Source organism: Mycobacterium arosiense ATCC BAA-1401 = DSM 45069, assembly GCF_002086125.1.
Taxonomy (GTDB): Bacteria; Actinomycetota; Actinomycetes; order Mycobacteriales; family Mycobacteriaceae; genus Mycobacterium; species Mycobacterium arosiense.
Genome location: NZ_MVHG01000089.1, coordinates 1 through 22,102, shown reverse-complemented (window position 1 = coordinate 22,102; position 22,102 = coordinate 1). Strand labels below are relative to the sequence as shown.

At 69.0% G+C, this 22,102-nt stretch carries 21 protein-coding genes and 1 pseudogene; 7 read left to right on the top strand and 15 right to left on the bottom strand.

The genetic code is table 11. From position 1 onward, the window contains the following. Positions 1-78: 78 nt before the first annotated feature. The 3 genes from BST14_RS23410 to BST14_RS23400 all read right to left on the bottom strand — a co-directional run bounded on the left by BST14_RS23410 (position 79) and on the right by BST14_RS23400 (position 2,922). Entirely contained in the window at positions 79-1,467 is a 1,389-nt protein-coding gene (locus BST14_RS23410; RefSeq protein ID WP_083066736.1) for a class II 3-deoxy-7-phosphoheptulonate synthase, read from the bottom strand. Between the two features lie 87 nt (positions 1,468-1,554). Then, entirely contained in the window at positions 1,555-2,049 is a 495-nt protein-coding gene (locus tag BST14_RS23405; protein ID WP_083066735.1) for a polyadenylate-specific 3'-exoribonuclease AS, read from the bottom strand. A 3-nt stretch (positions 2,050-2,052) separates the two neighbouring features. Further along, positions 2,053-2,922, bottom strand: a complete 870-nt coding sequence (locus tag BST14_RS23400) for a hypothetical protein (RefSeq protein ID WP_438502202.1) — start codon at positions 2,920-2,922, stop codon at positions 2,053-2,055. A 108-nt stretch (positions 2,923-3,030) separates the two neighbouring features. Here BST14_RS23400 and BST14_RS23395 point away from each other — a divergent pair, with 108 nt between their 5' ends. Next, positions 3,031-4,311 (top strand): glycosyltransferase 87 family protein, encoded by a 1,281-nt coding sequence (locus BST14_RS23395; protein ID WP_083066733.1) that lies wholly within the window; start codon positions 3,031-3,033, stop codon positions 4,309-4,311. On the opposite strand, the gene BST14_RS23390 is transcribed toward BST14_RS23395, so the two are convergent. The 5 genes from BST14_RS23390 to BST14_RS23370 all read right to left on the bottom strand — a co-directional run bounded on the left by BST14_RS23390 (position 4,308) and on the right by BST14_RS23370 (position 7,720). Next, a complete protein-coding gene (locus tag BST14_RS23390) occupies positions 4,308-5,051 on the bottom strand; it encodes a lysophospholipid acyltransferase family protein (RefSeq protein ID WP_083066732.1) in 744 nt (247 codons plus the stop codon). The genes BST14_RS23395 and BST14_RS23390 overlap by 4 nt on opposite strands. An 83-nt stretch (positions 5,052-5,134) precedes the next feature. Next, positions 5,135-5,521 (bottom strand): hypothetical protein, encoded by a 387-nt coding sequence (locus BST14_RS23385; RefSeq protein ID WP_083066739.1) that lies wholly within the window; start codon positions 5,519-5,521, stop codon positions 5,135-5,137. Beyond that, positions 5,518-6,798, bottom strand: a complete 1,281-nt coding sequence (locus BST14_RS23380) for an ArsA family ATPase (protein WP_211280793.1) — start codon at positions 6,796-6,798, stop codon at positions 5,518-5,520. The genes BST14_RS23385 and BST14_RS23380 overlap by 4 nt, the downstream gene beginning before the upstream one ends. Further along, entirely contained in the window at positions 6,791-7,228 is a 438-nt protein-coding gene (locus BST14_RS23375) for an SRPBCC family protein (protein ID WP_083066730.1), read from the bottom strand. The genes BST14_RS23380 and BST14_RS23375 overlap by 8 nt, the downstream gene beginning before the upstream one ends. A 102-nt stretch (positions 7,229-7,330) precedes the next feature. After that, positions 7,331-7,720, bottom strand: coding sequence for a polyketide cyclase / dehydrase and lipid transport (locus BST14_RS23370; RefSeq protein WP_083066729.1), 390 nt, complete (start codon positions 7,718-7,720; stop codon positions 7,331-7,333). 164 nt (positions 7,721-7,884) lie between these two features. On the opposite strand from BST14_RS23370, the gene BST14_RS23365 reads away from it, so the two are divergent. Next, positions 7,885-9,687, top strand: coding sequence for an AMP-dependent synthetase/ligase (locus BST14_RS23365; protein WP_083066728.1), 1,803 nt, complete (start codon positions 7,885-7,887; stop codon positions 9,685-9,687). Positions 9,688-9,704: 17 nt separating this feature from the next. On the opposite strand, the gene pimB is transcribed toward BST14_RS23365, so the two are convergent. The 4 genes from pimB to BST14_RS23345 form a co-directional block, all read right to left on the bottom strand. Next, the gene (gene pimB, locus BST14_RS23360; RefSeq protein ID WP_083066727.1) at positions 9,705-10,835 is read right to left on the bottom strand and encodes a GDP-mannose-dependent alpha-(1-6)-phosphatidylinositol monomannoside mannosyltransferase; all 1,131 of its coding nucleotides are present in this window, start codon (positions 10,833-10,835) and stop codon (positions 9,705-9,707) included. Between the two features lie 64 nt (positions 10,836-10,899). Continuing rightward, the gene (locus tag BST14_RS23355; RefSeq protein ID WP_083066726.1) at positions 10,900-11,730 is read right to left on the bottom strand and encodes a hypothetical protein; all 831 of its coding nucleotides are present in this window, start codon (positions 11,728-11,730) and stop codon (positions 10,900-10,902) included. Between the two features lie 46 nt (positions 11,731-11,776). Further along, complete coding sequence (gene ripC, locus BST14_RS23350; RefSeq protein WP_083066725.1) at positions 11,777-12,913, bottom strand: peptidoglycan hydrolase RipC; 1,137 nt, start codon at positions 12,911-12,913, stop codon at positions 11,777-11,779. Between the two features lie 177 nt (positions 12,914-13,090). Continuing rightward, positions 13,091-13,345, bottom strand: a complete 255-nt coding sequence (locus BST14_RS23345) for a hypothetical protein (protein ID WP_083066738.1) — start codon at positions 13,343-13,345, stop codon at positions 13,091-13,093. Between the two features lie 36 nt (positions 13,346-13,381). Here BST14_RS23345 and BST14_RS23340 point away from each other — a divergent pair. Beyond that, positions 13,382-15,340: pseudogene (locus BST14_RS23340) on the top strand (DEDD exonuclease domain-containing protein); the annotation flags it as partial. Here the strand turns inward: BST14_RS23340 and trpD are convergent. Beyond that, positions 15,278-16,369, bottom strand: a complete 1,092-nt coding sequence (trpD, locus tag BST14_RS31170; protein ID WP_158085916.1) for an anthranilate phosphoribosyltransferase — start codon at positions 16,367-16,369, stop codon at positions 15,278-15,280. The pseudogene BST14_RS23340 and the gene trpD overlap by 63 nt on opposite strands. A 128-nt stretch (positions 16,370-16,497) precedes the next feature. Between trpD and ctaE the strand changes: the two genes are divergently transcribed. From ctaE to qcrB, 4 genes are read left to right on the top strand one after another with little or no spacing between them, the layout of a single operon-like run. Continuing rightward, positions 16,498-17,109, top strand: a complete 612-nt coding sequence (gene ctaE, locus BST14_RS23330; protein WP_083066723.1) for an aa3-type cytochrome oxidase subunit III — start codon at positions 16,498-16,500, stop codon at positions 17,107-17,109. A 29-nt stretch (positions 17,110-17,138) separates the two neighbouring features. Further along, positions 17,139-17,996 (top strand): cytochrome bc1 complex diheme cytochrome c subunit, encoded by an 858-nt coding sequence (qcrC, locus tag BST14_RS23325; RefSeq protein WP_083066722.1) that lies wholly within the window; start codon positions 17,139-17,141, stop codon positions 17,994-17,996. A 54-nt stretch (positions 17,997-18,050) separates the two neighbouring features. Beyond that, complete coding sequence (gene qcrA / locus BST14_RS23320; protein WP_083066721.1) at positions 18,051-19,262, top strand: cytochrome bc1 complex Rieske iron-sulfur subunit; 1,212 nt, start codon at positions 18,051-18,053, stop codon at positions 19,260-19,262. Next, on the top strand, positions 19,259-20,950 hold the full coding sequence (gene qcrB, locus BST14_RS23315; protein WP_083066720.1) for a cytochrome bc1 complex cytochrome b subunit: 1,692 nt from the start codon (positions 19,259-19,261) through the stop codon (positions 20,948-20,950). The genes qcrA and qcrB overlap by 4 nt, the downstream gene beginning before the upstream one ends. Positions 20,951-21,117: 167 nt before the next feature. On the opposite strand, the gene BST14_RS23310 is transcribed toward qcrB, so the two are convergent. Next, the gene (locus BST14_RS23310) at positions 21,118-21,768 is read right to left on the bottom strand and encodes a DUF2561 family protein (protein WP_083066719.1); all 651 of its coding nucleotides are present in this window, start codon (positions 21,766-21,768) and stop codon (positions 21,118-21,120) included. Further along, a partial coding sequence (locus BST14_RS23305) for an MmpS family transport accessory protein (protein ID WP_083066718.1) occupies positions 21,768-22,102 on the bottom strand: 335 nt, incomplete at its 5' end. The genes BST14_RS23310 and BST14_RS23305, both read right to left, overlap by 1 nt.

Genomic DNA, 22,102 nt, shown 5'->3' with positions numbered 1-22,102 from the left:
ACACTCAACGGCGTCACAGTGCACTTGGCGGGCTCCCACCGATCAGCCGACTGACACCAATCTCATGACTCGGTACACCTAGTCGCGCAGCATCTCGGCGACGAGGAAGGCCAATTCCAGCGACTGCTGGGTGTTCAGCCGTGGGTCGCAGGCGGTTTCATACCGGCCGACCAGGTCGGTGTCCGAAATGTCTTGCGCCCCACCCAGACACTCGGTGACGTTCTCGCCGGTGATCTCGACGTGAATGCCGCCCGGGTGGGTGCCCAGCGCGCGGTGCACCTCGAAGAAGCCCTGCACCTCGTCGACGATGCGGTCGAAGTGGCGGGTCTTGTAGCCGTTGGACGACTCGTGGGTGTTGCCGTGCATCGGGTCGCACTGCCAGATCACCTGGTGGCCGGTGGCCTGGACCTTCTCCACGATCGGGGGCAGCAGGTCGCGAACCTTGTTGTTGCCCATCCTGCTGACCAGCGTCAGCCGGCCGGGCTTGTTGTGCGGGTCGAGCCGCTCGACGTATTCGACGGCCAGCTCCGGGGTGATCGTCGGGCCGAGCTTGACGCCGATCGGGTTGGCGATCACCTCCGCGAAGGCGATGTGCGCGCCGTCGAGCTGGCGGGTGCGCTCACCGATCCACACGGTGTGCGCGGACAGGTCGTACAGCTGCGGCCGGCCGTCCTCCGCGTCCGAGAGCCGCAGCATGGACCGCTCGTAGTCGAGCACCAAAGCCTCATGGCTGGCGTAGATCTCGGCGGTCTGCAGGTTGCGGTCGGCCACCCCGCAGGCGCTCATGAAGCGCAGGCCGCGGTCGATCTCGGTGGCCAGCGCCGTGTAACGAGCACCGGCCGGCGACGTCCGAACGAATTCCCGGTTCCAGTCGTGGACCAGATGCAGCGAAGCCAACCCCGAAGACGTCAGCGCCCGAACCAGGTTCATCGCCGCGCTGGCGTTGGCGTAGGCGCGCACCAACCGCGACGGGTCGTGCTCGCGCACGGCGGCGTCGGGGGCGAAGCCGTTGATCATGTCGCCCCGGTAGGACTTCAAACCGAGCGCGTCGATGTCGGCCGATCGCGGCTTGGCGTACTGCCCCGCGATGCGGGCGACTTTTACCACCGGCATGCTCGAGCCGTAGGTCAGCACCACCGCCATCTGCAGCAGGGTCCGCACGTTGCCGCGGATGTGGGGTTCGGTGTTCTCGGTGAACGTCTCCGCGCAGTCGCCGCCTTGCAGCAGGAACGCCTCGCCCCGCGCCACCTGGGCCAGCTGCTCTTGCAGCCGCACGATCTCCATCGGCACCGTCACCGGCGGCACGCTCTCGAGGACCGTGCGCATCGCCCTGGCCTGGTCGGCGGGCCAACTGGGCTGCTGGGCGGCCGGCTTGGCCAGTGCGGCGTCCAGCCGCGCCCGCAGATCGGTCGGCAGCGGCGGCAGCGGCGGCAGCTGATCGATCGGTATGTCGACGGTCCAGTTCATCGGTCCATCGTAACTGGGGCGTCGGGGTCCGTGGTCCGGGTTGATCTGCGCGAATGCGGCCCGGCGGGCGCATCCCCGCGGGCGTCTTCAGTCCCCGGCGGTGATGAGCCGGTATCTGCGGAGCTGATCGCGCGCGTCGACCAGCGCGTCGTGGGCATCGGATGACCGCGGCGGCATCCGCGGGCTGCCCCGGTCCTCCCACAGTTGTCGCAGTTCGCGGGTGAAGCGGGGTATCGCTCGCGGCAACTCCGGCATGGCGCCCCACAGCTGACACAGCGCCACGTGGTCGTAGGCCGCCACCCACGCCCACAGCTCGATCGGCTCGGCGGCCGCCCGCCCGGAATTCAGGCCGAAGAACTCCTCCAGGTCCTCCCGGATCTGCCGGCGCGAGCGCCACAGCTGCGACGCCGGGGGCGGCAGCTTGGGCAGCACGTTGGCGCGCACCCAGGGCCCGGCGCGCTCGGGGTCGAATTCGGTGGACACCGCGTAATACTCGCGGCCGTCTTCGGCCGCCACCCCGATTGAGATCAGCTCGATGGTGCGGCCGTCCTCGATGAATTCGGTGTCGTAGAAATATCGCACCGGCTACCGGCTGATCAGAATCGGTCCGGTGGGCGCCGCCGCGGGGTGGACCTCGTGGTCGAGGGTGGCGTCGACCGCGCGCTTGTCGGGCAGCCGCGGTGTGCCGGCGATGGCGCACTGCAGGTACAGCTTGGCCCGCACCACCGGGCGGCGCAGCCTGCGCTCGCGCTGCAAAGCGCGGCGCATCTTGTGCGGGTGCGTGGAATACCGCCACCGGGCCCATGGCGCGTGCGGGCGCGACAGCCGGATGGCGCCGATGACCAGCAGGACGACCAGGAACATGCCCAGCAGGCCGGTCCACACCTTGCCCTTGAGCACCACCACGACGGCCAGCGGCAACGTCAACGCCATGGCGCCGGCCACCATGGCCCGCAGCAGCGCCGAACCGGCGTTGTGCCAGATCGGCAGGAAGAACATCAGCGGGTGCAGGCCCATGATCAACAGCCCGGCGACGGCCACCGCGGCGAACACCGCGTCCACCGAGGTGCGGCCGTCTTCGGACCAGTACACGTCGGATAGGTGCAGGATCAGCGCGTACTCGTCCAAAACCAGCGCGGCGCCGATCCCGAAAAGCGTCGCGGCAATGACGAACTCGGGTTCATGACCGTCGATGGACAGCGTGACCAGCATCAGGCCGGAGAGCAGGGTCAGCACCACTCCGAAAGTCACGTGGTGGATGTGCACCCCCCCGACGTGGACGTTGCGCGGGTGCCACCAGCGGGCGGGCCGGCCGGTTTCGGCGCGGTGCCGGATGAAACGCACGAAGGTTCGGGTAACGAAAAACGTCAGGATGAAGGCGACCAGGCAGCACAGCAGCGGCAGGTGACCGCTGTCGTGAACATCGTGGGCGAACCATCGGGTCACCTCGGCCACGAACGAATGGAGCACCCTTGAAACGTACGCCTGCCTGGGCCGGCGTCGTGGGAGCCGCGCTGCACCAGGCGGGTCGGGGCCCGGCCACCCATTACGCTGTTGTGCGACATGAGTACACGGCAGTCGCCCGGCGTGGGCAATCGACCCGGGTGGGCGCTGTGGTGGGGGCTGGCTTGGCTGACCGCCGCCGCGGGGCTGAGCTATGCGGCGTGGCAGCTGTTCGGGCACACGCCCTACCGCATCGATATCGACGTCTATCAGATGGGCGCGCGGGCGTGGATGGACGGCCACCCGCTGTACCGCGGGGACGTGCTGTTCCACACGCCGATCGTGGATCTTCCGTTCACCTACCCGCCGCTGGCGGCCATCGTGTTCTGCCCGTTCGCCTGGATGCACATGCCCACCGCCAGCGTCGCGATCACCGCCTTGACGCTGGTGCTGCTGGTCGTGTCGACCGTGATCATGCTGACCCGCCTCGACGTCTACCGCAGCTCGGCGGCGCTGCCCGGCCCGGCCTGGCTGCGCCGGTGGTGGTTGGCGATCGTCGCCGCGGCGGCGGCGACGGTCTGGCTCGAACCGATCAACTCCAACTTCGCGTTCGGCCAGATCAACGTGGTGCTGATGACGCTGGTGATCGCCGACTGCGTGCCGCGGCGCACGCCGTGGCCGCGCGGGTTGCTGCTGGGCCTTGGGATGGCGCTGAAGCTGACCCCCGCGGTGTTCCTGCTCTATTTCCTGCTGCGCCGAGAAACCCGGGCGGCGCTGACCGCGCTGGCGTCTTTCGCGGGGGCGACGCTGCTGGGTTTCGCGCTGGCGTGGAACGACTCGTGGGAGTACTGGACCCAAACCGTGCACCACACCGACCGGATCGGTTCCGCGTCGTTGAACACCGACCAGAACATCGCCGGCGCGCTGGCCCGGCTGGGACTCGGACAGCAGGAACGCTCCCTGCTCTGGGTGGCCGCGTCGCTGCTGGTGCTGGCGCTGACGGTGTGGGCGATGCGACGGGTGCTGCGCGCCGACGAGCCCACGCTGGCGCTGGTGTGCGTCGCACTGTTCGGGCTGGTGGTGTCGCCGGTGTCCTGGTCGCACCACTGGGTCTGGGTGCTGCCGGCGGTGCTGGCGACGGCGGTCGTGGGCTGGCGGCGCCGCAACGCGGCGTTGCTGGTGGTCAGCGCTGTGGGGGTGGCGCTGATGCGGTGGTCGCCGATCGACCTGCTGCCCAAACACCACGAGGCCAGCGCGGCCTGGTGGCGTCAGCTCGCCGGGATGTCCTACGTGTGGTGGGCGCTGGCGGTCCTCGTCACGGTGGGGGTCACCGTCACCACCCGCGGATTGTCGCGGGACACGGCCCCGCAGCGGTTGACGCCGGTGACCGCCGTCGGTTAGCCGGCCGCGGTCTCGGGAATCCGGACGGCCTCACTGTTGGCGGCCTGCCCCTTGGCGGCGCCGTCGTTACCGCCCTTTTTCAGGCTCGCCGCGTAGATGTCGACGTATTCCTGACCGGACAGTCCCATCAGCTCATAGATCACTTCGTCGGTGACGGCCCGCTCGATGAAGCGGTTGCCGGCCAGCCCGTCGAATCGCGAGAAGTCCATCGGCTTGCCGAAGCGGACCGTGACACGGCCGAACCGCAACATGTTCGTCCCGGGCGGGTTGACGACGTTGGTGCCGATCATCGCGACCGGGATCACCGGAACACCGGTTTCTAGCGCCAAGCGGGCCAGGCCCGTCTTGCCCTTGTACAGCCGACCGTCGGGCGACCGGGTGCCCTCGGGGTACATGCCCAACAGCTTGCCCTGGCTCAGCACCTGCTGGGCGGTGGTGAGCGCGGCGCGGGCGCTGTCGGCGTCGGTGCGGTCGATCGGCACCTGGCCGACGGCGGTGAAGAACCACCGCTGGAACCAGCCCTTGAAACCGGTTCCGGTGAAATATTCCGACTTGGCCAAGAAGGTGATTCGGCGGCGCACCACCAGCGGAAGGTAGAAGCTGTCCATCACCGCTAGGTGGTTACTGGCCAAAATCGCCGGCCCGGAACTCGGAACATGTTCCAGGCCTTCAACTTTCGGCCTTCCCAGCAGCGACAGCAGTGGGCCGAGTAGCACGTACTTGAACAGCCAGTACCACATGGCCCTCCCTCTCCATTCCCGCTGATGTTCTGCGCCAACTGTACCCATCCTCACTCGAACCGACCACCAGCGACGCGGGCGGCTCACTCCTCGACGGTGACCGGGATGGGCTCATAGCGGGTCCGCGGTGCGGCGTCGGCGGGCGCGCCGGGCCCGCCACCGGGCGGCCCCTCCGGCGGTTCCGGCGTCGGCCCGGCGGACCGATCGATGTCGTTGACGATGTCGCGAATCACCTCGAGCAGGGCGATGCTGTGGTCGGCGATCGCGGTGAGTAGCGGGTGCTGGTCGCCGGTGGCCAGGGCGGCCAGCGCGCACACCGGGCACCACACCTGTTGGCACTTGCCGGTGCCCACGCCCGCACCGGCCGTCAGCGCCGCCGCCGCGCGCACCGCGGGGTCGATGCCGTCCAGGATCGTCTGGGCCAGCCTGCGCAGTTCCGGACCGATGTCGGAATGACCTCCGTTACTCATTTCGGCCACACCTCCGGATCTGGTCGAAAACGCACCGTCAATTCGCTACCCCGAAGATGTGCGTCCAGCACCGTGCACCGCCGAAGTACTGATGCCAACCTAACCCTGCGCCGCAATCCCCCGGCGCGGATGATCAGATCGTCATCGACGCGGCCCAACGTCAGGGCCGTCGGATCAACTTGCGGCAATGCCAGCCGCATTCGGTAGATGGACCCTAGCCCCGTGCCGGATTCGCGGTCCACGGTGGGTCGCAGCGGGCCCGGCGGCGCCGTGCCGCCGCGGCGCCGCGCCGCATCGAGCAGCCCGCTCAGCGCCTTGGGGCCGATCGGCTCGCCGGACAGGTGCGGGGTCATCACCAGCGCCACCTCTCCGATGGTGGCGTCGAGCTCGTCGAGCACGCTCCGCTGCTCGGCGATGCGCTCGGTGTACCAGTAGAAGGCGGGGTGTTCGGGCAGGTTGCGGTACTCGTACGAGTCGTCTTGCAGCAGAACCTGATTCACGATCAGCTCTTCGACCCGCACGCCCATCAGGGCCAGCGAACCCAGCGTTCGGGCCGCCTCGGCCGCGACCACCCGCTCAGGGGTCAGCACCAGGTGCGCACCCACCAGATCGCCGTCGGTGAGCAGCGCGCTCAGCGACTCCACGTGAGAGCTGATGCGCTCGAGCAGCGCGACCACCGCCGCCGACCGGTCGTCGTCGGCGGTGACCGACAGCCGGCGATGCCGCGGCCATGCCCGCTCGACGTACAGCCCGAAGGTGGCGGGCAACGTCAACATCCGCAGGGCATCGGCGGTCGACGCGCAATCGACCACCACCCGGTCCCATTGCCCGGAGCGGGCCAGCTCGGCGACGGCGTGCAGCCCGAGCACTTCTTGCACCCCCGGCAGGGCCGAAAGTTCTTCGGGCGCAATGGTACTCAGTTCAGAGTCGGGAAAGCGCCGGTCCAAGGTGGCGACGACGTCATGCCAGCGGACCTCGAGCAGGGCGAGCGTGTCCAGGGCAAGCGCGTCGAGAAACCCGCCGTCGGCCTCCGCTTGCCCGGTTTCCAGGTCGGTGAGCACCCGCACCAATTCGCCCTGACTCGGCGAGACGGGAACGCCCAGCACGTCGCCCAGCGAGTGCGCCTGGTCGGTGGAGACCACCAGCACTCGCTGGCCGGCGCTCGCGGCACCGACGGCGGTGGCGCAGGCCAGGGTGGATTTGCCTACCCCGCCTTTGCCGACGAAAAGGCTGATCCGGGCCGGGGCGGGCGCTCCAAATTCAGTGGACTCACTCAGCCTCGACTCGTTTCTTCAGATCTTTCAACGCGGTGTCGGTCAACCGGCGCTCGGCCTTGCGCTTGAGCAGGCCGATCATAGGCATGGCCAGGTCGACGGAGAGTTCGTACGTGACTTCGGTGCCAGATCCCTTGGCCGCCAACCGATATGAGCCCTCCAGCGAACGCAGCAGCGAGCTCGAGACCAGCGTCCAGCTGACCGATTGGCGATCCTTGGGCCACTCGTAGGACATCACCATGGTGTCCTTGATCACCGTGGCGTCCATGACAATCCGCGCGACCTTGGGGTAGCCGTCGGCGTCCTTCTCGACAACCTCTGCTTCCTTGTACTCCGAGATCCACTGCGGGTAGGAATCGATGTCGGCGATCACCCGCATCACGGTGGCCGGATCCGCCTCGATGTAGATGGTTTGCGTCGTCTTCTCCGCCACCTGGTTGCTGCCCTCTCTCCCGCGAACGGATCGCCCCTGTCGAATGTGGGGATCCCGCGGGTCTCGGTCCGACACGGTACTCTCCGGTAGGACCTGACCCGGCTAAACTACCGGAGAAACTCCGACCGGACGTGACCGTTCCAGTGTCGTCTTGACTTCGAAGGCCATTTTCTTGCCCGCCACCCGACGGCGGTGCGTCATCTTCGCCAAGTTCAGCTTGGCCAGCTGCCAGGCCGCCACCCCGGTCGGCTCGGCGTGCAGGAGGTAGTGCAGCACGACGCCGTCCAGCGACGGTTCCAGCCACACCTCCATGGTCCCGGTCAACGCGCCGGTGACCGACCACCGGATGCCCTTTTCCCCGCGATCCTCGACGACCTCCAGCCGCAGGTCCGGCCACCAGCGTCGCCAGCTCGACCGATCGGCCACCGCGGCGCCCACCCGTGCGCCGGCGGCCGCGACAAACGTCTCATCCGCGATCTGGATGCTGTTCATGACACCAGCTTCACACACCGGCCCGGGGCGCCCCGCCGAGGGCGGTCCGGGCAATCGCTGTCCCCGTCCACCCACTCTGGCCGTGCTGGGTCAACGCGCGGATTAGGCTGGTCGACAGCAACCCACACCCGGGAATCTTTACGAGGTCGATTGAGGTCATAAGAGTGCGTGAGTACAGCGTCCCCGCCCGCTTCTCCGTCGGCGAAAGCGACAACATCGCCGCGATGGTGTTCGAACACGAGCGCGACGACCCCAACTTCGTCATCTACCAACGTCAAGTCGACGGCGAGTGGACCGATGTCACCTGCGCTGAGGCGGCTAAGCAGATCCGCTCGGCCGCACTGGGTTTGATCTCTCTTGGCGTCCAGGCCGGCGACCGGGTGTGCATCTTCTCGGCCACCCGCTACGAATGGGCGATCCTCGACCTGGCCATCCTGACGGTGGGCGCGGTCACCGTGCCGATCTACGAGACGTCGTCGGCCGAGCAGGTGCGCTGGGTGTTGCAGGACTCCGAGGCGGTGGTGGCGTTCGCCGAGACCGACGAACACGCCGCCATGGTCACCGAGCTGACCGCCGAACTGCCCGCGCTGCGCCGGGTGCTGCACATCGACGGTTCGGGGCCCAAGGCGCTCGATCAGCTGGTGGAGGTCGGCGCGTCGGTGGAACCGGCCGAGCTGACCGTGCGCCTCGAGGCGCTGCGGGCGTCGGACCCGGCGACCCTCATCTACACCTCGGGCACCACGGGGCGGCCCAAGGGCTGCCAGCTGACGCATTCGAATCTGCTGTATGAGACCCGTGGCGCCAAGGAGAGCCTGCCGACGCTGCTCGACGAGGGGCAGCGGCTGCTGGTCTTTTTGCCGCTGGCGCACGTGCTGGCGCGCTCGCTCACGTTGTCCGCGTTCGCCAACAAGGTCACCGTCGGTTTCACCAGTGACATCAAGAACCTGGTGCCGCTGTTCGCGGTGTTCAAGCCCACCGTGGTGGTGTCGGTGCCGCGGGTGTTCGAGAAGGTTTACAACACCGCCGAGCAGAACGCCTCGAATGACGGCAAGGGCCGGATCTTCGCGGCGGCCGTCCAAACCGCCGTCGACTGGAGCCAGGCCCAGGACCGCGGGCGCCGCGGCCCGGTGTTGCGCGCCAAGCACGCCCTGTTCGACCGGCTGGTGTACACCAAGCTGCGCGCCGCGCTGGGCGGCGACTGCCACGCGGCCGTCTCCGGAGGCGCGCCGCTGGGCTCGCGGCTGGGACACTTCTACCGCGGCGTGGGCCTGACCATCCACGAGGGTTACGGCCTGACCGAGACCAGCTCGGCGATCACCGTCAACCAGGTCGGCAACGTCAAGATCGGCACCGTCGGAACGTTGGTGCCCGGCAACAGCATGCGCATCGCCGAGGACGGCGAACTGCTGGTGCGCGGCGGCGTGGTGTTCACCGGCTACTGGCGCAACGAGCAGGCCACCGACGACGCGTTCACCGATGGCTGGTTTCGCACCGGCGACCTGGGCGTGCTCGACGACGACGGCTTCTTGAAGATCACCGGGCGCAAAAAGGAGATCATCGTCACCGCCGGCGGCAAGAACGTCGCGCCGGCCGTCCTGGAGGACCGGCTGCGGGCCCACCCGTTGATCAGCCAGGCGGTGGTCGTCGGGGACAACAAGCCGTTCATCGGGGCGTTGATCACCATCGACCCCGAAGCGTTCGACGGATGGAAGCAGCGCAACCAGAAGGGCGGCGAGGCCTCGGTGGGCGACCTGGCCACCGACCCCGACCTGGTCGCCGAGGTGGACGCGGCAATCAAGGACGCCAATCAGGCTGTGTCGCATGCGGAATCGATCCGCAAGTTCCGCATCCTGCCGGTCGATTTCACCGAGGACACCGACGAACTGACGCCGACGATGAAGGTCAAGCGCAACGTGGTGGCCGAGAAGTTCGCCTCCGACATCGAGGCCATCTACGAGAAGGACTGACCTTTCGCCGCGACGGGTCAGCCGAGCAGCGCGCCCAGCCGTGATGCCAGGGCGTCCCAGCGCCACTGGGCCATCACCCACTCGCGCCCGGCCGCGCCCATCGCGGCCGCGCGGTCGCGATCGGTCAGCAACTCGGTGACGGCAGCGGCGATCTCGTCCACCTCGCGGCCGTCGACGACCAGCCCAGTCTTGTTGTGCTGCACCGTTTCTGGGGCTCCCCCGGACCTGCCGGCGATGACGGGCACGCCACTCGCCGAGGCCTCGAGGAAGACGATGCCCAACCCCTCGACGTCCAGCCCGGCGCCCCGGGTGCGGCAGGGCATCGCGAACACGTCAGCCAGCGCGTGATGCATGGGCAACTCGGCGGCCGGTATGCCGCCGGTGAACGTCACGTCGTCGGCCACGCCGCACTCGCGGGCGAGCGCGCGCAGTGAGTCCTGATACGGGCCGCCGCCGACGATGACCAGTGCGGCGCCGTCGACCCGTCGCCGAATCGACGGTAGGGCTTTGATGAGCATGTCCTGGCCCTTGCGCGGCACCAGCCGCGACACGCACACCACCGTGGGCCGCTCGCCCAACTTGTAGCGGTCACGCAGCTCGGCCCGCCCCGCCGGGTTCGGTCGGAACCGGTCGGTGTCCACTCCGGACGGCAGGTATTCCAGCGACGCCTTGGGCCCGAACGCCGGCGCGAACCGGGACCGGGTGTAGCGGCTGACGAACGTGACGACGTCGGTGTCGTCACCGATGCGGCGCAGCACCGAGCGCGCGACCGGGAGCATCGACCACCCGACCTCGTGGCCGTGGGTGCTGGCCAGCACCCGGCTCGCCCCGGCCCCGCGGGCGCGCTGGGCCAACAGCGCCAGCGGCGCGGCCGCGCCGAACCAGACGGTGTCGATGCCCCCCTCGGCGATCAGCCGCCGCATCCGGGCGTCGACCGCCGGGCCTGGCAGCATCAGCGTGCCGGGATGGCGCACCACCCGATAACCGGCGGCCTTGTCGTAAGCGTCGGCGCCCTTCCATTGCGGGGCGTACACCGTCACCGAATGCGGCCCGGCGTCGACCAGCCGGCCGACGAACTCACCGAGATACGACTGGATGCCGCCCCGGCGGGGCGGAAAGTCGTTGGTTACCAGCAGGACCCGACTCACATGCGTCAGGCTAGCTTGGCGACGGCCCAACCCGTGCACACGGCCCGAGCCGAGCGATGCGGCCCTAGTGGCTCAGCCACTGATGCCAGCGCGTGAGCAGGCCGGCCGGGCTGTCGCCCAGCACGTGTTGACCGGCGACGGCCACGTCGGCGTGCCGGACGCCGCAGGTGGCCAGGTAGAGGTCGCGCAACTTCGCGGGCCCGTAGGTGTCGGCGACGAATCGGGCGAACCACCACGCACGGTCGTAGGCCAGCGTGCGCTGCTCCCCCGGCACGTCCAGATCGCCGTCGCTGGGCAGCGTCATGGGTAGCAGCGTCTCGGCGGGCACCGGCGTCGGTGGGCGGCCAACGAAGTCGGCCACCCCCTCGGTGAGCCAGCGGGGTGCATCCGCGACGGTGTCGGCGCGCGCGGCGTAATGAAAAAGCTCGTGGGCCAACACGATTCGCAACGACGCGGCGCTCATGTTGGCGGCCCCCGGCGCGAACACGATCCGCAGGCCGTCGGCGGCACGGCGAATGGGATCGAGATGGTCGACCACCGTCACGGCCGCGATGTCGGCCCACTGCGACGGCGGTCCCCCGCCGGCGGCGGCGCGAAATTCTTCATCCGTGCCGGCCGCGACCACCGAGATCTCCCGGGTCCAGTCGGTACCCCAGAACGACTCCACCGCGGCGATCGCCGCGCCCATGCCCGACGCCACCCGGGACAGCAGCCGGTCGCTGGCGGGCCCGCCGAGCCCCAGCAGCCGCACGGTGCGGTCACCCACGGTGATCGACTTGGCCGACGCGGAGAACTGGCTGCGCGCCGGCGTCACCAGCTGTGCGGGCCGAATCCGGGCTTCCCGTTGGGCGTCGAACGGCACGGCCGCGGCCACCAGCAGCTCGACGGCGAATATCCAAGCCAGCAGTATCGAGAGCCGCCCGCGGCGCGGTCGGGGATGCCTAGTAACGGCGAGCGTCGTAGATCGGACCGCCGGCGCTCATCGGCGCCACTCGGACCGGCACGCCATAGGTAGAGGAGTGGATCATCATGCCGTCGCCGATGTAGATGCCGGTGTGCGAGGCGTCGGAGTAGAAGGTCAGCACGTCACCGGGCTGCAGCTCCCCCAGCGAGACGGGCTGTCCGCCGTGGGCCAGCGCCTGGCTGGAGTGCGGCAGCGAGATGCCGGCTTGCTGGAATGCCCACATCACCAGGCCGGAACAGTCGAATCCGCCGGGCGCGGAGCCGCCCCACACGTAGGGCGAACCGACCTGGGTCAGCGCGGCCTGCACGACGGTGGCGCGGTCACCGCCGCCGACACCGCCGGGAGCCGTTCCGGGCATGCCGGGCAGTCCGCCGACCGGCGGAGCCTCGCCGGGCGCCTGCCCGCCCGGTACGGCCGGGGGCGCCGCTTCCGGTGCCGGAGCGCCGGCAGGGGGCGCAGGATTGGCCAGGGCGGTGCGCTGGTCGGCCGTCAAAGAAGCGTATTGCGACTTGACCACCGCGATCTGCACCTGCAGCTGACTCTGCTTGGACTGCAGGCTCGCCCGGACCGCGGCGGCCTGCTCGGCCGCGGTCTTGGCGTCGGCGGCCGACTTGGCAGACTCGCGTTCGGCCTTGGCGGCCTGCTCCCCGGCGATTTGGTAGCTCTTCATCTGCTTGGCCATCTGCGTGGCCATCACGCGCTGCACCGCCAGCTTGTCGATCAGGCCCTGCGGCGAGCCGGCGGTCAGGATTGCTTCCATGCCGTCGACGTGACCGCCCATGTAGGTCGCGGCGGCCAGCTTGTTGACCGAGTCCTGATACGACGCCAGATGCGCCCTGGCCGCGTCAACCGCGGCCTGATCGTCGGCGTGCTTCTTGTCCGCCGCGCGCTCGGCGGCCAGCTTGTCGTTCAGATCCAGCTGGGCACTGTGCATAGCCTCGGTGGTCTGCTCGGCCTGGCGCGACAGTTGGTTGAGTTTCGCCGTGGCGTCTTCGGCCGGGTCTGCCCACACGGGGGCGGTGACGACACCACACAAGATCGCGAGGCCCGCTAGCGTCCCTATTGCCGAACGTGTCAGGACACGCGCAACCGGGTAGCTAGATGCAAGCCTCAAGATTTGCTTCCTTAAACGGCCATCGACAAAAAGGGCGTCGAGCTGGTTTAGGTCTCAAACAGGTTACGAAACGATATCGGCGTTTGTCCAAAGCGGGCGGTTAAGAAATTAGAAAGAATCCTGTCATTTCTATGTGAATCGTTTCGCGTTGCCGAGCACCTTTGTGGGACAAGGTGATTAGGCTACACCAGAGCCACGGTCCCGACGAATCGGGACGAGCCGAAGGCGTGGCGCCAGGCCGGCCTCGGCAAGAACCTCCAAAGCCGCTCGCTCGTCCCGCAATAAAGTATCCGGAACCCCGAGTATCACGCTGACGACACAGTCGCAGCAGCCGGGGCCGCGCACCGCGCATTCGTCGCAGTCGATCACCACCGGGGTGTCCGGTTCGGGCGCCGTCGTGCCGGCGTCGGTGGGGTTAGTTCTTGGTGCCATCGGGGGGCTCCTCTCGCTTCGGCTCCGGCACAGTGGGTGGGCGAACATCACGCCGGACTGCGCAAAACCGTAACCGCGGCCACCGACAGGTATCCGTTCCCGCGTTCCGGCGTGGGAGCCGCCCAGGTGTCGGTCGTCGGGCTTAACGTCGCCGCCGTGGCTTCCCGGGGTGCGACGCAGCTGAGCTTCGCCGACGTGGGGTCACCGTTCACGCCCGACGAGCTCTCCCTGCGCGAGACCACGTTCGTCATCGTCGACCTGGAGACCACCGGTGGGCGCACCAAGGGCACCGGGGGCACCGTTCCCGACGCCATCACCGAGATCGGGGCGGTCAAGGTGCGCGGCGGCGTCGTGCTCGGCGAGTTCGCCACGTTGGTGGATCCGCGACGCAGCATCCCGCCCCAGATCGTGCAGTTGACCGGCATCACCACCGCGATGGTCTGCGACGCACCGACCATCGACGCGGTGCTGCCGATGTTCTTGGAGTTCGCCGGCCTGGACCGCGGCGCGGTGCTGGTCGCCCACAACGCCGGGTTCGACGTCGGCTTCCTGCGTGCCGCCGCGCAGCAATGCGACATCGCCTGGCCGCGCCCGCGGGTGCTGTGCACGGTCCGGCTGGCCCGCCGGGTGCTCAGTCGCGAGGAGGCGCCCAGCGTGCGGCTGGCTTCGCTGGCCCGGTTATTCGCCGTGGCCACCCAGCCGACCCACCGCGCCCTCGACGACGCCCGCGCCACCGTCGACGTGCTGCACGCCCTCATCGAAAGGGTGGGCAACCAGGGCGTGCACACCTACGCCGATCTGCGCGCCTACCTGCCCGACGTGACACCCATCCAGCGCCGCAAGCGGGTGCTTGCCGAGGGTCTGCCGCGCCGGCCCGGTGTGTACCTCTTCCGCGGGCCGTCAAGCGAGGTGCTTTACATCGGCACCGCCGTTGACCTGCGACGACGGGTCAGCCAGTACTTCACCGGCGCCGATCCCCGGGGCCGGATGAAGGAGATGGTCGCGCTGGCCGAGTCGGTCGACCACGTCGAGTGCGCCCATGCGCTGGAGGCCGGCGTGCGCGAGTTGCGCCTGCTGGCCGCCCACGCCCCGCCCTACAACCGGCGGTCCAGGTTTCCGCACCGATGGTGGTGGCTGGCGCTGACCGAGGAGGCATTCCCCCGCCTGGCGGTGGTACGGGCGCCGAAACACGAGCGGGCCGTCGGCCCGTTTCGGGCCCGCGCCGACGCCGCCGACACGGCCGCCCTGCTGGCCCGGTTCACCGGCCTGCGCACCTGCACCAACCGGCTGGGGCGCTCGGCGTTGCACGGGCCGCTGTGCCCCGAGGCCGAGGTGTCGCCGTGCCCGGCCGCGCGCGGCGTGACCGCCACCCAGTACGCCGGCGCCGTCGCGCGGGTCGCGGCGTTGATCGACGGCGCGGACAACGGCGCGCTGCGGTCGGCGGTGGACCAGGTCGGCGCGCTCGCCCAGCGGCATCACTTCGAGAGCGCCGCGCGGCTGCGTGATCGCATCGTCACCGCGGTCGAGACGCTGTGGCGCGGGCAGCGGCTGCGCGCCCTGGCCGCGTTACCCGAGTTGATCGCCGCCGCGCCCGACGGCCAGGGCGGCTATCACCTGGCCGTCATCCGTCACGGCCAGCTCGCCGCGGCGGGCAGCGCCAGGCGCGGGGTGCCCCCGATGCCGGTCGTCGACGCGATTGTTGCTGGGGCACAAGCGATCCTGCCGGCACCGGCCCCCCTGGGCGGCGCGCTGGTCGAGGAGACCGCGCTGATCGCGCGCTGGTTGAGCGCACCCGGAGTGCGGATCGTTCGGGTCGCCGAGGACGGCTGGGCTTCCCCGCTGCGGTCGGCGGGCGTCTGGTCGGCGTGGGCCGCGACGGCGCGCTCGGCGCGGCTGGCCGCAGAACAGCTTTCGGCGCAGCCCCTCCGGGACTCAGAGCTGCTGGCCGAACCGCACCCATCGCGCGAGCAGGTGTTCGGCCGCACCGGAATCGATGGCCGCGCAGGCGCGGGCCAACCCGTCCTCCCACGCCGGCAACCATTCAGCGCGGCTGGATAACCCGGCGTGCGCGACGATGGCGCCGGCGGCGTTGAGCACGACGGCGTCGCGCACCGGGCCCTTGCCGCCGCCCAGCACCGCGCGCACCTCGGCCGCGTTGGCCTGCGCGTCGCCGCCCAGCAGGTCGTCGAGATCGGCGCGGGGAAAACCGAATCCGGCCGGATCGAACGTCAGCCTGTCCACCGTGCCGGCCTGCACCCGCCAAATGGTGCTAGTCGTGGTGGTGGTCAACTCGTCGAGCCCGTCGTCACCGTGCACCACCAGCACGCTGGACCGGCGGGCGGCGAACACACCCGCCATCACCTCGGCGAGGTCGGCGAACGCGCACCCGATCAGACCCGCCCGCGGTTTGGCCGGATTGGTAAGCGGCCCAAGGAGATTGAACACCGTCGGCACGCCGATCTCGCGACGCACCGCGGAGGTGTGCCGGTAGGACGGGTGGAACAGCGGCGCGAAGCAGAACCCGATTCCCACCTCGGCAAGGCTGCGCGCGACCTGGTCGGGCCCCAGGTCGATCCGGATGCCGAGTGCCTCGAGCGTGTCGGCGCCCCCGGACAGCGACGACGCCGCCCTGTTGCCGTGTTTGACCACCGGCACCCCGGCGGCCGCGGCGACGATCGCCGCCATGGTGGACAGGTTCACGGTGTTGACGCCGTCGCCACCGGTTCCGACGATGTCGACGGTGTCGTCGCGGATGGCGGGCATCGGCAGCGCGTGGTTGAGCATGACGTCGGCCAGCTCGATGACTTCGGCCGAGGTCGGAACCTTCACCTGCATCGCCACCGCGAAGGCCGCGATCTGGGCCGGGCTGGCGTTGCCGCCCATGATCTGGTCCATGGCCCAGGCGGCCTGCCCGCGGGCGAGGTCCTGACCACCCGTCAGACGCGACAGGACCTGCGACCACGACGGTGCCGGCGCGCCCGACGACGGGGCCGGGGAGGACGAAGCCCGGGATGACAAAGCCACGCGCCGATGGTCCCACGAGGACCACACCGCCCCAACCGTCGCCCGCCGCGGGCGCGGCGGCGACGCGCCCGACCTCAAATGCCGCCCCGGGTGGAGTTCAACAACTACAAAGCGTCATACTTGCGTATGTGACCAGCGCTGCCGCTACTTCGGGTACTGCAATTACCTCGCGGGTGCATTCGCTGAACCGACCCAACATGGTCAGCGTCGGCACCATCGTTTGGCTTTCCAGCGAGCTGATGTTCTTTGCTGGCCTGTTCGCGATGTACTTCACCGCTCGCGCCCAATCGGGCGGAAAGTGGCCGCCGCCGCCGACCGAACTGAACCTGTACCAGGCCGTCCCGGTGACATTGGTGCTGATCGCCTCGTCGTTCACCTGCCAGATGGGGGTGTTCGCGGCCGAGCGCGGTGACGTGTTCGGGCTGCGCCGCTGGTACGTGCTCACCTTCTTGATGGGCCTGTTCTTCATTTGCGGTCAGGGCTACGAGTACTACCACCTGACGACGCACGGGACCACGATCCCCGGCAGCGCCTACGGCAGCGTGTTCTACCTGGCGACCGGGTTCCACGGCCTGCACGTCACCGGCGGCCTGATCGCCTTCATCTTCTTGCTGGCCCGCACCGCGATGAGCAAGTTCACGCCGGCGCAGGCGACGGCCAGCATCGTCGTCTCGTACTACTGGCATTTCGTCGACATCGTGTGGATCGCGCTGTTCGCCGTGATCTATTTCATCCGATGAGCAGGCGCCGGACGAACAGGAGTGCTCGGTTGAAGAAGCTGGGATCGACCCGACCCGGTGCGGCCAAGTCGCCGCGGGGGCAGCGCGACCGTTCGCGGCGGCGGCTGCGTCGCCGGCTGTCCGGCGGCCTGCTGCTGCTGATCGCGCTGACCATCGCCGGTGGCCTGGCCGCCATCCTGACCCCGCGGCCGCAGGTGGCCGTGGCCGACGAGTCGAACTCGGCGCTGCTGCGCACCGGGAAGCAACTCTTCGACACGTCGTGCGTGTCCTGCCACGGCGCCAACCTGCAAGGGGTGCCCGACCGCGGGCCGAGCTTGATCGGCGTCGGCGAGGAAGCCGTCTACTTCCAGGTCTCCACCGGCCGGATGCCCGCGATGACCGGCGAGGCCCAGGCGCCGCGCAAGGAACCCATCTTCGACGAAGCGCAGGTCGACGCTCTGGGCGCCTACGTCCAGGCCAACGGGGGCGGCCCGACGACGGTTCGCAACCCGGACGGCAGCCTGGCGATGCGCTCGCTGCGCGGCCAGGACCTGGGGCGCGGCGGCGACCTGTTCCGGCTGAATTGTTCGTCGTGCCACAACTTCACCGGCAAGGGTGGGGCGCTGTCGTCCGGTAAGTACGCGCCGGACCTCGAGCCCGCCAACGAGCAGCAGATCCTGGCGGCCATGCGGACCGGTCCGCAGAACATGCCGAAGTTCTCCGACCGTCAGCTGTCGTTCGAGGCCAAGAAGGACATCATCGGCTACATCAAGGCGGTGACCGAGGAGCGCCAGCCGGGCGGTTACGGCCTCGGCGGATTCGGGCCCGCACCCGAGGGCATGGCCGCCTGGATCATCGGGATGGTCGCCGCCATCGGGCTGGCACTGTGGATTGGGGCACGAGCATGAGTCGCGCCGAGACGATAGCGCACAGCGAAAAAAGGGCGAGGAGGAGCGGCGCAAATGAGTGAGGCGGACGTTCGCGGCTCTGACACCGGCGGGAACCCGCACGGCACCGGCGAGCGCGAGCCCGACGACGCGGCCTTGGCCGCCATGTCGCAGCAGGAACTGGTGACCCTGGGCGGCAAACTGGACGGCGTCGAAACGGTGTTCAAGGAACCCCGCTGGCCGATCGAGGGCACCAAGGCCGAAAAACGCGCCGAGCGCGGGGTCGCCCTGTGGCTTTTGCTGGGCGGGTTCTTCGGGCTGGCGCTGCTGCTGATCTTCTTGTTCTGGCCGTGGGAGTACAAGCCGAAGGAGGAAGCCGGGAGCTTCCTGTATGACCTGGCCACCCCGCTCTACGGGCTGACCTTCGGGATGGCGATCTTGTCGATCGGGGTCGGCGTCGTTCTCTACCAGAAACGCTTTATCCCCGAAGAGATTTCGATCCAGGACCGCCACGACGGCGCCTCGCGTGACGTTGACCGCAAGACGGTGGTGGCGAACCTGGCCGACGCCTATCAGGGTTCGACGGTCGGCCGGCGCAAGCTGATCGGCCTGTCGCTGGGGATGGGGCTGGGCGCGTTCGGCCTCTCCACCCTGGTCGCGTTTGCCGGTGGGTTGATCAAGAACCCGTGGAAGCCGGTGGTGCCGACCGCCGACGGCAAGAAGGCCGTGCTGTTTACCTCCGGGTGGACCCCGCGCTACCACGGCGAGACCATCTATCTGGCACGCGCCACCGGCTCCGCCTCCACGTCGCCGTTCGTCAAGATGCGCCCCGAAGATCTCGACGCCGGCGGCATGGAAACCGTCTTCCCGTGGCGGGAGTCCGACGGGGACGGCACCACCCCTGAATCACAGGAAAAGCTCCGGGCCATCAACCAGGGCGTGCGGAACCCGGTGATGCTCATCCGAATCCGGCCCACCGACATGGATCGCGTGGTCAAGCGGCAGGGCCAGGAGAGCTTCAACTTCGGCGAGTTCTTCGCCTACACCAAGGTCTGCTCGCACCTGGGCTGCCCCGCATCGCTGTATGAGGAGCAGTCCTACCGGATCTTGTGCCCGTGCCACCAGTCGCAGTTCGACGCGCTGCACTTCGCCAAGCCGATCTTCGGGCCGGCCGCGCGCGCGTTGGCGCAGCTGCCGATCACCATCGACACCAACGGGTATCTGGTCGCCAACGGTGACTTCGTCGAGCCCGTCGGACCGGCATTCTGGGAGAGGACGACAACATGAGTCCGAAATTCAGTCCCCCAAAGATCGGCGATGTCCTGGCCCGTCAGGGCGAGGACATCGACACGCGCTATCACCCGTCGGCGGCGGTTCGCAGACAGCTCAACAAGGTCTTCCCTACCCACTGGTCGTTCCTGCTGGGCGAGATCGCGATGTACAGCTTCGTCGTGCTGCTGCTCACCGGTGTGTACCTGACGCTGTTCTTCGATCCATCGATGGGTGAGGTCACCTACAACGGCGCATACCAGCCGCTGCGCGGCGTGGACATGTCGAAGGCCTTCGCATCGACCCTCGACATCTCCTTCGAGGTGCGCGGCGGCCTGTTCGTCCGGCAGGTCCACCACTGGGCCGCACTGATTTTCGCCGCGTCGATCATGGTGCACCTGGCCCGCATCTTCTTCACCGGCGCCTTCCGGCGGCCGCGCGAGGCCAACTGGGTCATCGGTTCGCTGCTGCTCATCCTGGCCATGTTCGAGGGTTACTTCGGCTACTCGCTGCCCGACGACCTGCTGTCGGGCATCGGGTTGCGCGCCGCCCTGTCCTCGATCACGCTGGGCATGCCGGTGATCGGCACCTGGTTGCACTGGGCCCTGTTCGGCGGTGACTTCCCCTGCGGCGGCGTCGGAAATGAATGCGCCACAGCGGGTTACATCATCCCGCGGATGTACGCCCTGCACATCCTGCTGCTGCCCGGGATCATCCTGGCGCTGATCGGGCTGCACCTGGCCATGGTGTGGTTCCAAAAGCACACCCAATTCCCCGGACCCGGTCGCACCGAGCACAACGTGGTCGGCGTGCGAGTGATGCCGGTGTTCGCCGTCAAATCGGGCGCGTTCTTCGCCACCATCGTCGGCGTGCTGGGCCTGCTGGGTGGCCTGCTGCAGATCAACCCGATCTGGAACCTGGGTCCCTACAAGCCTTCTCACGTCTCGGCCGGTTCGCAGCCGGACTTCTACATGATGTGGACCGAAGGCCTGGCCCGTATCTGGCCGCCATGGGAGTTCTACTTCTGGCATCACACCGTCCCCGCTGCCGTCTGGGTGGCGTTGATCATGGGCCTGATCTTCGTGCTGCTGATCGTCTACCCCTTCCTGGAGAAGCGGTTCAGCGGTGACTACGCGCACCACAACGTGCTGCAGCGCCCGCGCGACGTGCCGGTGCGCACGTCGATCGGCGCCATGGCGATCGCGTTCTACATGCTGCTGACGCTGTGCGCGATGAACGACATCATCGCGTACAAGTTCGACATCTCACTGAACGCGACGACCTGGATCGGGCGCATCGGCATGGTGATCGTCCCGCCGGTGGTCTACTTCATCACCTATCGGTGGTGCATCGGATTGCAGCGCAGCGACCGCGCGGTGCTCGAGCACGGCATCGAGACCGGCATCATCAAGCGGCTGCCGCACGGCGCCTACATCGAGCTGCACCAGCCGCTGGGCCCGGTCGACGACCACGGCCACCCGCTGCCGCTGGAGTACCAGGGCGCGCCCCTGCCCAAGAAGATGAACAAGCTGGGCTCGGGTGGATCCCCCGGCAGCGGCAGCTTCCTGTTCGCCGACCCGGCGTCCGAGGACGCGGCATTGCGGGAGGCGGCGCACGGCTCCGAGCAACGCGCCCTGACCGCGCTGCGCGAACACCAGGACGGCCTCAACGGATCGACGAACGGTTCAGCCAACGGCGAGCACTAGCTAGCCCGGGCAGCCCGGCTCCCCACCGGCCGCAGTGCCGACGCGGGAGCCGGGCGATCCAGCACCCGGTTGCGCGTTGACCGCGCACCGGCACCGCGAAACGTAATCCACGGCTCCGCGCGGGGGTGGGCCCGCCGCGGCGGGGCTGCCCGGTTTTTTTCCGGCGACTACCGGTCGGCGAGGACGCTGCGCAGCTGACGAATGTGCAGCCACTCGACGACCGGCATCGCCGCGGTGATGACGCCGGCGAACCCGTATCCGACCCACGACGCGCCATCGTGTCCGATCGCCATCAGGTAGGTCGCCGTCGCGACCGCGATCAGCGCCGCGCCCATGGTGCCGGTCAGGATCACGGTGCCGCGCAACCACACTCGGTCGACCGCCTCGCCCGACCACTCGGCGCCCGATGCCGGCGCCGCTGTTTGCAGCGTGGCGGTCCGCTCGGGCCCGGGGCGCAGGGCGCCGGTCCCCAGCCGCACCGAGGGTCGTGACGGCCCGCGCGCCGGCGCGGTCATCGCGGAAGCGGCCGGCTCGGACTGCGACATCCGGCGGGCGCGCAACAGGATCGGGATCGCGCCCGCGATGATCAAGGCCGAGACGATGATGACCGCGTACAGCACCCAGGTGGTGTGCGGGCTGCTGGCCGCCCTGTGAAAGCCCCTGCTCAGATCCGCCAGGGCGACGGCGGCCGCCACGCTGACACCCAGCAGCACCAGGTAGATGGCGGCGCACGCGCCGATCAGGATGCGGTCGATGACCTCGGGGGCAATGGTGTCGTCGCCCAGGCCGCGCCGATAAGCCGAATACCTGCTGACCATCAGCAGCTCGTCTGCGGCGAGTCGTTGCTGTTCGACGAGAGCACGGTTCCGTCGCTAGTGGTGATCGAGCAATTGAGCCGGCTGACCCGGAACAGGCTGGACGCCTCCACCGAGCCCACGTCGGACTGCGAGATCGGCGTGACGGTCATCGACCAGGGGATGTAGACGTTGTGCTGCGTGCGGCGCCGCCCGGACGCGTCGACGTAGGTCACCGAGATGATGTCGCCGGGGGCCTTGGTGCCGGTCACCGAGTAGGTCACCTGTCGCGGACCCGTCGGCGTCGTGGGCGGCGGTGGCGCGGCCGCCGTGGAGGTCGCCGGCGGCGGCGCCGGAG